We start from the raw sequence: 12,866 nt of genomic DNA on the forward strand, positions 1-12,866 counted from the left end.
CTTGCGCCAATCCCTGTAAGTCTGAAAAGGAGGCGTTATGAGTACCTTGCTGGATATTCCCTGTACCACCATCGATAACCGCGAGTCGTCCCTCGGTGCCCTTGAGGGCAAGGCCTATCTGGTTGTAAACACCGCCAGTAAGTGTGGTTTTACCCCGCAATACAAGGGGCTGGAAGCGCTGTGGAAGGCCTACGGTGAACGTGGTCTGCGGGTGGCCGGCTTTCCCTGTAACCAGTTTGGTGCCCAAGAGCCGGGCGATAGCGGCGAGATCACCGAGTTTTGTGAGCTGAACTACGGCGTCAGCTTTCCGCTATTCAAGAAGGTTGACGTGAATGGTGCCAACGCACATCCCTTGTTCGTCGAGCTCAAGCAGCAGGCTCCGGGTGTCTTGGGCAGCAAGGGTATCAAGTGGAATTTCACCAAGTTTTTGGTGGATGGCCAGGGCCGGGTACTCAAGCGTTATGCCCCAGCCACCAAGCCCGAAGACCTGCGTGCAGACATTGAGGCGTTGCTGCCGTGAGTCAGTCTGCACCTTCGGAGCTGGATCAACTGCTCGCGCTGGACAACCAGCTGTGTTTTGCGTTGTACGCTGGCTCACGGGCGTTGATGCGCACCTACCGGCCGCTACTTGAGCCCCTGGGGCTCACCTACCCGCAATACCTGGTGATGCTGGTGCTCTGGGAATGGCAGCGCGAGCCACCCGAGCACCCTGGTGTCAAAGCGTTGGGGGCGCGTCTGCAGCTTGATTCTGGCACGCTGACGCCGCTGCTTAAGCGCTTGGAAACTCAGGGGCTGATTCGACGCGAGCGGGTGCGCGGCGGCGATGAGCGGCAATTGCAGGTGAGTCTGACCGAGGCCGGCAGCGCGCTGCGCGAACAGGCCGCCAGCGTGCCTCAACGCTTGATGTGCCGCACCGGCATGAGCGCTGAGCAGATACGCGAGCTGCGCGACGCTCTGAATCAATTGCTGGGCGCGATGCAGGAGTAACACGGCGCCGGTGTCTTCAGCTGCTTGGCGTGGTGTGCTGATCGCTGGCGGGTAACCAACGCTGTAGCATGGCTTGCAGGTCTTCTCGTTTAAAGGGTTTTGCCAGATAGTCATCCATGCCCGCATCCTTGCAGCGCTGGCGGTCTTCCTGCAAGGCGTTTGCCGTCAGGGCGATGATCGGAATGGTTTGCCAGCGCGGGTCCGCGCGCATGCGCCGGCTGGTCTCGTAGCCGTCCATAACCGGCATGTTGCAGTCCATGAGCACCAGCGCATAGTCCTGATCGGCCAGCTTGCCCAGTGCCGCCTCACCGTGTTCGGCCAGGTCGACCTCAAAACCCAGGCGGCCGAGCATGCCTTTGGCAACCATCTGGTTGACCGCGTTATCTTCCACCAGCAGCAGGCGCTGGCCGTGACCAACGGCTTGCTTGCTGTCGCTGTCGGCACTGTTCTGCGGCTGCTCAAAGAGTGCGTCGATGGCGCGCGCCAGGCGGTTGCGCGGTGGCGGTGTGGCGACCTGTTGGCGCACATGCAAGGCGCTGGCGCGCTGATTGTCCAGCTGCTGGCCATAGTTGCACAGCAGCAGGCGTGGTGTGCCGGGTTGCTGTTCGGCCAGTTGCTCGGCCAGTTGCGGGCTGTCCAGCAGCCAGAGATCGTATTCAGCCGGGGCGACGGGCAGGGGCTGTGCTGGGTCGTAATCGATAGTGGTACATGGCATCTGCCAGCTATGCAGCAAGCGCTCAATGATCGGCCCCTGCAGGCGGCCTGAGCGGTTCCACAGCAGCACCTTGCGCATCGCCGGAGGCTGGAGGCGCGCGGCGCTGTCATGCCGCTGTAGTGGCAGGGACACGCTGAAGGTGCTGCCTCTGCCGGTTTCCGATGACACCTTTAGCTCGCCCTGCATGGCGTCGGTCAGGCTTTTGCACAGCGCCAGGCCGAGGCCTGTGCCGCCAAAACGACGGGAAATCTGCGCGTCTGCCTGGATGAAGGGCGAGAAGATCTCATCCAGCGCTGGCGCGGGGATGCCGATGCCGGTGTCGCTGACCGTGATGCAGACGTGCTGCAAGTCGCCTTCCTCGCGAGTTAGCTGCAGGTGCAGGGCGACGTAACCCTGCTCGGTGAACTTCAGCGCATTGGACAGCAGGTTGCTGACGATCTGGCGGATGCGTGTCGGGTCGCCGAGCAGCAGCCCCGGCACCGCAGGATCGATCTCGCAGATCAACTCGATATCCTGTTTGCCAGCGTTCTGCGACAACAGGCTGGCGGTGTCTTCCAGCAGTGCGCCGAGGTCGAAGGGGATCTGTTCAAGTTGCAGCTTGCCGGCCTCAAATTTGGACAGATCGAGAATGTCGTTGAGCAGTGCCACCAGCACCTTGCCGGAGTCGTAGGCGATGGATAGCTGCTGACGCTGCTCATCGTTCAGGCGGCTGTCCAGGGTCAGGCCGATCATGCCCAGCAGACCGTTGATTGGGGTGCGAATCTCGTGACTCATGTTGGCCAGGAAGGCCGAGCGAGCACGTGCCATATCCAGCGCCGCCTCGCGTGAGGCTTCCAACTCACGGTTGGATTCGCGCAACTGGGCGTTGCTGTGCTGCACTTCGGTGGTACGGGTTTCGACGATGCTTTCCAGCTCTTCGAGATATTTGCGCAGGCGCTCTTCGGCGCGCAGCTTCTGGCGCAGGTTTACGTCAATGCTCTGAAGCTGGCGGTTTATCACCTCGACCAGAGCGCCGATCTCATCGCGCTCATGGCCGTAGGGGCAGGGCAGGCGGCTGCGTTCGCCCTCGGTGCGCATATCCAGCAGGTCATTGATCAGTCTTACCAGAGGCTTGGTCAGCATGGCGTAGAACAGCACCATCAGCACCAGCGATAGCACCAGACTGAGTACAAAGCCCGACAGCATGGTGAGCCCGGCGCGGCGCAGAAAGCTGGCGCCCTGGTAGAAGGTGTCCACTTCTATCACCAGATGGCCCAGTAGCTCATTGGGGGCATGCTCGACATACAGCGGCTGCGAATAATCACGGCGTCGCCCGAACAGCGCATCGCTGACGGTGCGGTAACGGCTACTGGCCATCGGGCGGCTGACGCTGGCCAATGCAATGCCATTGTTGTCGATGATCTCGGCGCGTACCACCTCGGGCGCTTCCAGCAGGCCGTTGACCAGTTCCAGCGCCAGTTCGGCATCAATGTTATAGGCGATACGGGCTGCCGGGCTGAGACTGACGTTGATCTGCGCCTGCACCTCCTGGTCAATCAGCGCGTCTTCAGAGCGGTAGTCGACAACCACCTGTGCCAGGCCAAGTAGAATGCCCAGCGCAAAGGCGACCAACACGCTCAGGCGCGCTTGCTTGAATGACAGGCGGTTGGTTAGGCGTATGTCCATTTCTGGCCTTGTTGGTGGTGGCACTCTGAGCTTAGCAGCCGGGACAAACTTCTGTATGGCAACAGCCCCTAGGCCCCGCTCTGGCGGCGTGGCATTCTTGCACGTTTGGCGGCCAGAGGAGAAACCCATGTCGGGTGTCAGTACCGAACAGTTCATGCAGCGCGTCGTGGCGTTTATCGAACGCTTTGAAGCGACGCTGCCGGCCCCTGCGGCTGAGATTGACTGGGAGCGCACCTATGCAGCGCGCTGGAGTGTCGAAGGGCAGCAAGGGCAGCTGCGTCCGCTCAACGTCAGTCTTAGCCTGCGCCTGCGCGATCTGGTGGGCGTTGATCGGCAGAAGAACCTGTTGGCAACCAATACCGGTCAGTTTGTGCGAGGTCTGCCGGCCAATAATGCGTTGCTATGGGGCTCGCGCGGTACCGGGAAGTCGTCGCTGGTGCGGGCGCTGCTGAGTGAGTATGCCGAGCAGGGTATGCGTCTGATTGAGGTGGACAAGAGCGACTTGGTGCACCTGTCGGCGCTGCTACCCCAGCTGGCGGGGCAACCCTGGCGCTTCGTGCTGTTTTGCGATGACTTGGCCTTTGAGGCAGATGACAGCGGCTATAAAGCCCTGAAGACCGTGCTTGATGGCACTGTGGAGGCTGCGCCGGACAACCTGCTGTTGTATGCCACCTCCAACCGCCGGCATCTGCTGCCGGAGCACAACAGTGACAATCTGGCGGCCAAGCAGGTGGATGGCGAAATCCATCCGGGTGAGGCCATTGAAGAGAAGATTGCCCTGTCTGACCGTTTTGGGCTTTGGGTGTCGTTCTACCCGTTCAGTCAGGAACATTACCTGGCGGTGGTGCAGCATTGGCTTGGGCAGCTAGCCACTGAGCATGGCCTGCAGTGGCAGTGGGATGCTGCCTTGCAGCTCGAAGCGGTACGCTGGGCTACCGGGCGCGGCAATCGCAATGGTCGCTGCGCCTATCAATTTGCCCGTGCTTGGGTGGGGCAGCGTCTGTTGGAGCAATAAACTGGTTCAGAGGCGCCCAGTCAACTTGGCGACCAGAGCATGCTCGGCCGGTAATATGGACGATACGCTGCTGCGTGCGGTCAAGCGGCTCAGCAGTGACGACAGGCCCGGCCAGCGATACTCGTCGATCAGCTCGCCGGCGTGTGCCAGGTTGATCAGCTGGCAGCCCACTGCGATATCGGCCAAGCTGAATTGCTGGCCGAGAAACCAAGGCCGGTTGCCTAGCTCCCTTTCCAGGTAATCAAGCAGCGGCGGTAAGTGCTCGTTCAGCGTGCGCTGCACCTGCGCTTCATCTGCGCTTTCGCCCACGCTGCGGGCAACGATTCGTGGAAAAAACACCCCAAAGGTGCTGTGCGGCGCTACCTCGTAGTCTGCGTACTTTTCCAGCCAGCGCACGCGTGCGGCGTCTGCCGGGTTGCTGCCATAGAGCGACGGGCCGCCACGACTATCCTGTAGGTATTGGGCGATCACCGCTGAGTCTGCAAGCTTGAGATCGCCGTCAGTCAGTGCCGGAATGCGGCCGAGCGGGCTGATGTCGTAGTACCAGTCGGGCTGGCCGCGCGGCGGGATAAACTGGTGCTGGTAGGGGATTTGGTGCTCGGCGAGCAGGATGCGTACCTTGCGTACATAGGGCGACAGGATGGCGCCATAAAGTGTTACAGCCATGCGGTAATCCGAATCGGGTTGCTGGAAAAGTAGCAGGTAGGCCGCTACTGGGGCTGTCGACGCCTCATGTGGCAGGTGGGTGAAGCGTCAACAGGCCTTGCGCTCAATCGTCGTACACAGCCTTTTTTTGCCACTCTTGGTCGGCTGACTCCATCTGGGCCAGCCCGTCGTTCAGCTCGCTGGGTTGGCCCTCATCTGCTTTATTCTGCGCCAAAACGGCGGCTTCGGCACGCTTGAGAAGCTGTTTGTATTGCTCCAGGTGCTGGGCCAGGGCGGGGCTGTTGAGTTTGGTCAAGAAGGCGATAGCCCGCTCGTACTGCAGCTTGGCAATGCGTGGTTTGCCTTGACGCATACCTTGTTTGGCGGTGGCGTTGAAGGTGTCCAGGGTTGCGCTGACCAATGAGCGCCGTACATGCGCGCCCCATTGTTTGAGGCTGGCGTTGTCGATAAGCCCATCCTGCTCAGCCTGCTGCAATTGCTTTAACAGGTTCTCTAGTTGCAGTCGCGCTTCCTTGCCGCGCGCCTCGCTGTCCAGCTCGACAGGCGGATTGCTGGGCACCTTGCCCTCGGCCAGTTCGGCACGGGTCTGGTCCAGTCGCTGCTGTACCTGCGTTGACTTGGTGACGCGTTGCAGTCGTTCGAGCAGCCCAGCTTCTATCTGCAGCATCAATGTGCTCAGCTCGGCGGGCAGGAACTGACCAGGCAGCCCCGCAGCGGCTTGGCGGCAGACTTTAATGCGGGCATTGAGTTCAGCGGCTCGTCTGGCCTTTTCCAGTCGGCTACGCTCCAGGCTATGGCTGATGAAACCGATACATACCAGGATGATCAGACCACCTGCCAGCAGACCGCCTATCAATAGTGGGGACACGGTTTTGGTCTCTCTTTTTATTGGTCGGCATTCAGTACTATCGCCCCGTTTGCCAAGGGGCTCAATAGCAATGGATATCAATTTAGCATCATCGCCGAGCGGTGAGAGTACGACAAGTATTTTCTGGCGTCATAAAACCAGCGACGTGCCGGTTCATCTGCAGGTCATCTGGTTGGCGAGTAAAAAAACCTGAAAAAATATTGGCTTGGGGTTGACGGGTGGTCTCCGGCCTCATAAAATTCGCGCCGCTTGCAGCGAACAATGCGCAGCAAGCAAGCCAAGGTTCAGGCCTCGGCACAGAGAAGTCCGGATACGTCCCCTTCGTCTAGTGGCCTAGGACACCGCCCTTTCACGGCGGTAACAGGGGTTCGAGTCCCCTAGGGGACGCCACTTTCGGCGTCAATTTGCGGGAATAGCTCAGTTGGTAGAGCACGACCTTGCCAAGGTCGGGGTCGCGAGTTCGAGTCTCGTTTCCCGCTCCAGTCGTAACAAAGAAACCGCTCATGAAGCGGTTTTTTTGTGCCCGAAGATCGGGCGCAAAAGGAATGGCTCAGTTGGTGGAGCACGACCCGCCGAGGTAGGGGCTGGGCGGGCAGCTGTGGGCGGCGAGCCTCGCGAGTTCGAGTCTCGTTTCCCGCTCCAGTCGTAACAAAGAAACCGCTCCTGAAGCGGTTTTTTTGTGCCCGAAGATCGGGCGCAAAAGGAATGGCTCAGTTGGTAGGGCGCGACCTTGCCTGGTTTGAGTTGGAAGGTTGGCTGCGGGCGGCAAGCATCGCGAGCTGGAATTGCGTTGATAGCCTTGGATGTGTCGGGGAATGCGTTCCGCCCGCTGTTCTTTTGGCAGGGCGGAACGCAGGTTTTATTACACAAGGTGCATATTAGTTGTTGACGAGGTGGCGAGTGATACATAAAATGCGCGCCACTTGCAGCGAAACACTGCGCTGCAGGTAGCCAGGGTAAAACCTCGGCATAGAGAAGTCCGGATACGTCCCCTTCGTCTAGTGGCCTAGGACACCGCCCTTTCACGGCGGTAACAGGGGTTCGAGTCCCCTAGGGGACGCCACTTTCGGCGTCAATTTGCGGGAATAGCTCAGTTGGTAGAGCACGACCTTGCCAAGGTCGGGGTCGCGAGTTCGAGTCTCGTTTCCCGCTCCAGATGTAACAAAGAAACCGTCCTTGAGACGGTTTTTTTGTGCCCGAGATTCGGCTAGTTCGTGGGCTGGTGCGGACGGCTGGAGGGTGCGCCGTCCGCGCTTTGGTTTTTAGTGGTTCAGTTGAGCGAGTCCGTTCAGCAGGGCTTCATGAAAGCGCTCGGGCGCTTCAACCTGCGGCGAGTGGCCCAATTCCGGGAATTCCACCAGTGTTGCGTTTGGGATGGCTGCCGCAGCCTTGCGTCCGAGCTCCGGGTAGTTGCCCAGGCGTGCGGCGACATCCGACGGGGCCAGATAGGCGCCGGGGGCGGTGCGGTCCATGCCGCCGATCATCAGCAGGGTTGGCGTTGTTAGTCTGGGAAACTCGTGTACCACCGGCTGGTTCAGCAGCATCTCGGCAGTCTGCGCCTGGTTCCAGGCCACTATTTCTTTGCCGGGGCCGGTGTACATGCCGTAGAGCATCTGGACCCAGTGATCGTACTCAGGTTGCCAAATGCCGTTGTAGTAGTACTTGAGCTGATAGTTCTTGATGCCCTCGTAGCTGGTCTTGAGCTGGCTTTGATAGAGTTGGTCGATACTGATATAGGGGACGCCTTCGGCTTGCCAGTCCTCCAGTCCTAGCGGGTTGACCATGACCAGTTGCTCGATGCGGCCAGCATGCTCCAGCGCGTAGCGTGCTGCCAGCATGCCGCCCATCGAGTGCCCGATGACTGTGACTTTCTCGATGTTCAGCGAGGCGAGCAGGGCGTCGGTATTGGCGGCCAGTTGGCCAAAGCTGAACTGGTAGCCGCGCGGCTTGCTGGAGCTGCAGAAGCCAATCTGGTCTGGTGCGATAACCCGATAGCCCGCGTTGCTCAGCGCCTTGATGGTCGACTCCCAGGTTGCTCCGCAAAAGTTCTTGCCATGCAGAAGAGCCACGGTTCGGCCGTTGGCCTGCCGAGCGGGTGCGATGTCCATGTAGCCCATCGACAGTGTCTGCTGCTGGGATGCAAATTCAAAACGGTGTAGCGGGTAGGGGTAGCTGAAGCCTTCTAGCTGTGGGCCGTAGCTGTTGGCGGCCTGCACAGAGGCAAGCGGCGCCAGACAGAGGGCCAGGGTGGCAAGGGCTGTTGTTGTTTTCACGGGCATGTTCCTGCTCTGGTCGTATGACGCTGGTCAGACTATCAGGTCTGATAGCAGGGAACTGTCTAGCGGGGGACGATTACGCAGCTTGGCAGGCCGGCTTGCGGCGACCTGCCAGAGGGTCAGTGTCTCAGTGTGCCTGCAGCAGCTGTCGAGCCTGTTCCCAGTCGAATGCTTCGCCGCGGGCTTCGGCTTCGGCACGGTGCTCGTCCAGCAGTTGGAATTGGGCGATTTCCTCGTCTGGCATAAAGTGCAGGCAGTCGCCACCGAAGTACCACAGCAGGTCGCGCGGAATCAGGTGGGCGATTTGCGGGTAGCGGGCGATGATCTGGCAGAGGATGTCCTGGCCCTGATAGAGGCTGTCGTGATCGCCTTGCTGTAGTTGAGTCAGTAGCTCGGAAAAGCGCTCCATAAAGAGTTCGTTACTTTCCTCGGGAACCTGATCGAGCAGGGCAGTCTGCGCCTTGATGGTATCAAACAGGCTCTGTAGCAGGGCGAGGTGGTATTCGTGGTAGCTGGGCGGGGTAGACATGGATGCTCCTGATAGGCCGGGCGTGTAGCGAGTGCCGAAACCCGGCGAGTCTATCAGGTTGAGCGCGTCAGGCCAGCCATCTCTGGCTGGCCTGACGTTTGCTCAGGCGTCGTCGGCCTTGGCTTTGGCCTTGGTGCGACGGGGTTTGGCGGGTGTCATTTCCTCCTTGGAGAAATCGTCTACCTTGATCACCGCGCTGCGGGCCTGGCGTGCGTTGCGCACCTGCTCGGCCTCGGCGGCGGTAATCAGATCGCTCTCAACCGCAGCGGCAAGCGGGTCTGCACCCTCTGGCTTGAGTTCACCACTGCGCAGGGCTTTTTGCAGGCGCGCTTCAATCGGTGCGCTTTGCAGTACGGCTTCCAGCGTGGTGTTAAGCAGGCCGGTGACATCCTGCGGGTCGTCGCTCTGGTAGCAGCCGGCGATCAGTCGGTCCCGTGCCGCCCCGGGGCGCATCAGAATGCGGGCGATCTCGGTTTCCAGCTCATCACTTGGCGGCGTCAGGCGACGCCCCAGCGGGAAGACAGCAACACGCAGCAGGCAGCCCATGCTCGGATTGGGGAAGTTGAGCAGGATTTCATGCAGGCTGTTTTCGATGCGGTACAGCAGGTCTTCCAGACCCCACTGAACGAAGGGCAGGTCTTCTTCTGGGCGGCCCTGATCGTCAAAGTGCTTGAGCGTGGCGCTGGCCAGATAGAGGTTGCTCATCACATCGCCAAGGCGCGCAGAGAGGCGCTCGCGGCGTTTCAGCTCGCCGCCCAGCATCAGCATGGTGCAGTCGGTCAGGGTGGCGAAGGCGGCCGCCAGACGCGACAGCTGCTGATAATAGCGGCGTGTCTGCGGGTAGTCTGGCACGTTGGCCAAACGGCCACCGGTCAGGCCCAGCAGCAGGCTGCCAGCGGCGTTGCTAAGCGAGAAGCCGACATGCTCGAACAGCAGACCGTCAAACTGCTTGAGCGATTCGTTTTCGTCATCCAGTGCTGCCGCTTGCATTTCGCGCAACACATAGGGATGGCAGCGAATGGCGCCTTGACCAAAGATCATCATGTTGCGGGTCAGGATGTTGGCGCCTTCCACGGTGATGGAGATCGGCACCGACTGGTAGGCGCGGCCCAGGTAGTTGCTGGGCCCCATGCAGATGCCTTTGCCGCCATGCACGTCCATGGCGTCGTTGACGCACTGGCGCATGCGCTCGGTGAGGTGATATTTGACCACGGCAGACAGCACCGAGGGCTTCTCGCCAAGGTCAACCGCTCCTGCGGTCATGGTGCGCGCGGCGTCCATAACGTAAGTGTTGCCGCCGATGCGCGCGAGCGCTTCCTGAATGCCCTCAAACTCGCCAATCGGCAGGTTGAACTGCTCGCGGATGCGGGCATAGGCGCCGGTGGTCATGCTGGCCATCTTGGCGGCGCCGATGCTGCCGGCCGGCAGTGAGATGGAGCGGCCAACCGAGAGGCAGTTCATCAGCATGATCCAGCCCTGACCAATGCGCTCCTGCCCGCCGATCAGGTAGCTCATGGGGATGAACACATCCTTGCCGGAGTTGGGGCCGTTCATGAAGGCGGCGTTGAGCGGGAAGTGGCGACGGCCAATCTCCACGCCCTCGGTGTCGGTCGGAATAAGCGCCAGGGTAATGCCCAGCGACTCCTCGTCGCCCAGCAGGTGGTCGGGGTCATAGGCCTTGAAGGCCAGGCCGAGCACGGTGGCAACTGGCCCCAGGGTGATGTAGCGCTTCTCCCAGGTGACGCGCAGGCCCAGCACTTCTTCACCGTTGAACTGGCCTTTGCAGACAATACCTTTGTCGGGCATGGCGCCGGCGTCAGAGCCGGCATCCGGCGCGGTCAGGGCAAAGCAGGGGACATCTTCACCACGGGCCAGACGTGGCAGGTAGTGCTGTTTCTGCTCATCGGTGCCGTAGTGCATCAGCAGCTCGGCCGGCCCCAGGGAGTTCGGGACCATAACGGTGGTGCCCAGATCGCCGCTGCGGCTGGCCAGTTTCATGGCTACCTGGGAGTGGGCGTAGGCAGAGAAGCCCTTGCCGCCAAACTCCTTGGGAATGATCAGGCCGAAGAAGCCGTTGTCGCGGATGAACTGCCAGACGTCCGGTGGCAGGTCCTGCAGGTGGGTGGTCAGCTCCCATTCGTTGGTCATGCGGCAGAGTTCTTCCACCGGGCCGTCTAGGAAGGCTTGCTCCTCTTCGCTTAGATGCGGCGCTGGAAAGCTGTGCAGTTTGCCCCAGTCCGGGCGGCCGCTGAACAGCTCGCCATCCCACCAAACAGTGCCAGCATCCAGTGCCTGCTGTTCGGTATCGGACAGCGGCGGCAGCACCTTGCGGAACCAGGTCAGCAGTGGCGCGCTGATGCTGCGTTGGCGCCATTCGGGCAAGTTGAGGGGGATGGCAATGCCGAGGAACAACGCCCACAGCAGTAGATCGATCAACCAGTGGACCGGACCCAGAAGGGTCATCACGGCCAAGTAGGCAGCCACACCGAGGGTGGCGTTGAGCAAACTTGTTCGAATGTAGGCCAGGCCGCAGATGCAGAGTAGCAGGCCAACCAGCCAAAGCAGGGTCATCATGTCGCGCACTCCTTGTTCGTCACAGTACTCCTGACCGCGTATGGCGCCGAATAATTCCCCACTCTTTATTAGGTTCTGTTGCCGTACTGTCGATGCTGCTGACCAGCAGGGGGCGCCGCGGGGGTGTTAGCGGTCATGCTCTATTAAGGATAGTCGTTTGCGACAGGAATGCAGCAGAGGGGAGGGCACCGGGTGCGCGCAGGCACCCGGTGTATAGCGTTCAGTGGTCGACGTTGTCGAGGTCGTGACGCAGCGTGCGGCCAGCAAAGTAGTAGTGCGCGCACGCCCAGATGTTGAGGAAGGCAGCGCCAATCAGGGCGTAGCGCAGGCTGTCGGTGCCAAAGCTGCCGCTGATCATGTCGCTGACGATGCCGATCAACTGCGGGCCGAGACCCAGGCCGACCAGGTTGAGCACCAGCAGCATGATTGCCGAGGCCAGTGCGCGGCTGCGCAACGGCGTGAGGCTCTGGATCATGGCGAAGCTGGGGCCGAGGTAGAAGGCGCCCAGGAAGACAGCAGGGCAGTAGACGACCAGCGCCCAGAATGTACTGTCGATCATGTAGAAAGCGACAATAAACGGAATCGCCAGGAACTTGGCCAGGCCAACGATCCAGGCATTCCAGCTGGCGTCACGGGCAGCCAGCTTGTCGGCCAGCATGCCGCCAATCCAGGCGCCCAGGCCACCCACCACGCCCATCAATGGGCCGAGGAACAGGCCAACCTGGCCGGGCGTCAGGCCATGGCTGCGAATCAGGAAGGCAGGGTTCCAGACGATGGTGCCGTAGCCCACCAGCGCTGTCAGGCTGACGCCCAGGACCACGTGACGGGTGGTGCGCACGCGCCACAGCACGGCAAAGCCGGCTTTGATGTTGACCTTGCCCAGCGGCGGCGGCTTGACGCCATCGGCAAAGCCACGTGGCGGCTCGACCATGGTAAAGCGTACCAGCAGGGCAATCAGAATACCGGGCAGACCGACAACGAAGAACGCCGCACGCCAGCCCCACCACTCGGCCACAAAGCCGCCGACGATAAAGCCGATCATGATCCCCAGATAGACGCCCAGCGCGTAGATGGACATGGCGCTGGAGCGCTTTTCTTTAGGGTACAGGTCCGCAATCATTGAATGCGACGGCGGGCTGGAGCCGGCTTCGCCGATGCCGACACCGATACGTGCCAGAGCGAGTTGCCAGAAGTTCTGTGCCGTGCCGCATAGCGCGGTCATAGCGCTCCAGATAGCGATGGACCAGGCGATGATGTTGCGACGGTTGGAGCGGTCGGCAAAGATCGCGATCGGAATACCCAGCGTGGCGTAGAACAGCGCAAAGGCGATGCCAGACAGAAAGCCAAGTTGGGTATCCGACAACAGCAGGTCTGCCTTGAGCGGCTCGATCAGAATGCCAACAATGTTGCGATCGACATGGCTAGAGGTATAGGCCAGCACCAGAATAAAGAGTGCATAGCGTCGGTAGGCTGGGGTAATGCGGTGGCTGACGTCGTTCGCGTCCGTCACGTTGTCTGGCGTTTGGGCCATCATTGTCTCCGGCGTTTGTTGTTTGGCTGCGAGAATACGT

At 60.8% G+C, this 12,866-nt stretch carries 10 protein-coding genes and 4 tRNA genes; 7 read left to right on the forward strand and 7 right to left on the reverse strand.

Annotated features, from left to right (window positions below):
* Positions 1-37 precede the first annotated feature (37 nt).
* Both HV822_RS16710 and HV822_RS16715 read left to right on the forward strand, forming a co-directional pair.
* Positions 38-520 carry a glutathione peroxidase gene (locus tag HV822_RS16710; RefSeq protein ID WP_238871399.1) on the forward strand — a complete coding sequence of 161 codons (483 nt, stop codon included), beginning with the start codon at positions 38-40 and terminating at the stop codon, positions 518-520.
* Positions 517-987 carry a MarR family winged helix-turn-helix transcriptional regulator gene (locus tag HV822_RS16715; RefSeq protein WP_238871400.1) on the forward strand — a complete coding sequence of 157 codons (471 nt, stop codon included), beginning with the start codon at positions 517-519 and terminating at the stop codon, positions 985-987. The genes HV822_RS16710 and HV822_RS16715 overlap by 4 nt, the downstream gene beginning before the upstream one ends.
* Positions 988-1,003: 16 nt before the next feature.
* On the opposite strand, the gene HV822_RS16720 is transcribed toward HV822_RS16715, so the two are convergent.
* Positions 1,004-3,367 (reverse strand): hybrid sensor histidine kinase/response regulator, encoded by a 2,364-nt coding sequence (locus HV822_RS16720; RefSeq protein WP_238871401.1) that lies wholly within the window; start codon positions 3,365-3,367, stop codon positions 1,004-1,006.
* Positions 3,368-3,494: 127 nt separating this feature from the next.
* Here HV822_RS16720 and HV822_RS16725 point away from each other — a divergent pair, with 127 nt between their 5' ends.
* The gene (locus HV822_RS16725; RefSeq protein ID WP_238871402.1) at positions 3,495-4,382 is read left to right on the forward strand and encodes an ATP-binding protein; all 888 of its coding nucleotides are present in this window, start codon (positions 3,495-3,497) and stop codon (positions 4,380-4,382) included.
* A 6-nt stretch (positions 4,383-4,388) separates the two neighbouring features.
* Here HV822_RS16725 and HV822_RS16730 read toward each other — a convergent pair whose 3' ends face one another.
* Together HV822_RS16730 and HV822_RS16735 are read right to left on the reverse strand one after the other, a co-directional pair.
* Entirely contained in the window at positions 4,389-5,048 is a 660-nt protein-coding gene (locus HV822_RS16730) for a glutathione S-transferase family protein (RefSeq protein ID WP_238871403.1), read from the reverse strand.
* Between the two features lie 103 nt (positions 5,049-5,151).
* On the reverse strand, positions 5,152-5,916 hold the full coding sequence (locus HV822_RS16735; RefSeq protein ID WP_238871404.1) for a hypothetical protein: 765 nt from the start codon (positions 5,914-5,916) through the stop codon (positions 5,152-5,154).
* 314 nt (positions 5,917-6,230) lie between these two features.
* Between HV822_RS16735 and HV822_RS16740 the strand changes: the two genes are divergently transcribed.
* The 4 genes from HV822_RS16740 (at position 6,231) to HV822_RS16755 (ending at position 7,071) form a co-directional block, all read left to right on the forward strand.
* Positions 6,231-6,306 (forward strand) — tRNA-Glu (locus tag HV822_RS16740).
* A gap of 16 nt (positions 6,307-6,322) precedes the next feature.
* A tRNA-Gly gene (locus HV822_RS16745) sits at positions 6,323-6,398 on the forward strand.
* Positions 6,399-6,903: 505 nt separating this feature from the next.
* A tRNA-Glu gene (locus HV822_RS16750) sits at positions 6,904-6,979 on the forward strand.
* A 16-nt stretch (positions 6,980-6,995) separates the two neighbouring features.
* Positions 6,996-7,071: transfer RNA gene (locus HV822_RS16755), tRNA-Gly, on the forward strand.
* A gap of 107 nt (positions 7,072-7,178) precedes the next feature.
* Here HV822_RS16755 and HV822_RS16760 read toward each other — a convergent pair.
* From HV822_RS16760 to HV822_RS16775, 4 genes are all read right to left on the reverse strand, one after another.
* Positions 7,179-8,195: an alpha/beta fold hydrolase gene (locus HV822_RS16760; protein WP_396264935.1), complete on the reverse strand. Its 1,017-nt coding sequence runs from the start codon at positions 8,193-8,195 to the stop codon at positions 7,179-7,181.
* 124 nt (positions 8,196-8,319) lie between these two features.
* Positions 8,320-8,721: a PA2817 family protein gene (locus HV822_RS16765; RefSeq protein WP_238871406.1), complete on the reverse strand. Its 402-nt coding sequence runs from the start codon at positions 8,719-8,721 to the stop codon at positions 8,320-8,322.
* 102 nt (positions 8,722-8,823) lie between these two features.
* On the reverse strand, positions 8,824-11,292 hold the full coding sequence (locus tag HV822_RS16770; RefSeq protein ID WP_238873640.1) for an acyl-CoA dehydrogenase: 2,469 nt from the start codon (positions 11,290-11,292) through the stop codon (positions 8,824-8,826).
* Between the two features lie 223 nt (positions 11,293-11,515).
* The gene (locus tag HV822_RS16775; protein WP_238871407.1) at positions 11,516-12,826 is read right to left on the reverse strand and encodes a spinster family MFS transporter; all 1,311 of its coding nucleotides are present in this window, start codon (positions 12,824-12,826) and stop codon (positions 11,516-11,518) included.
* Between the last annotated feature and the right edge of the window lie 40 nt (positions 12,827-12,866).

The organism is Halopseudomonas maritima, assembly GCF_021545785.1.
GTDB lineage: Bacteria > Pseudomonadota > Gammaproteobacteria > Pseudomonadales > Pseudomonadaceae > Halopseudomonas > Halopseudomonas maritima.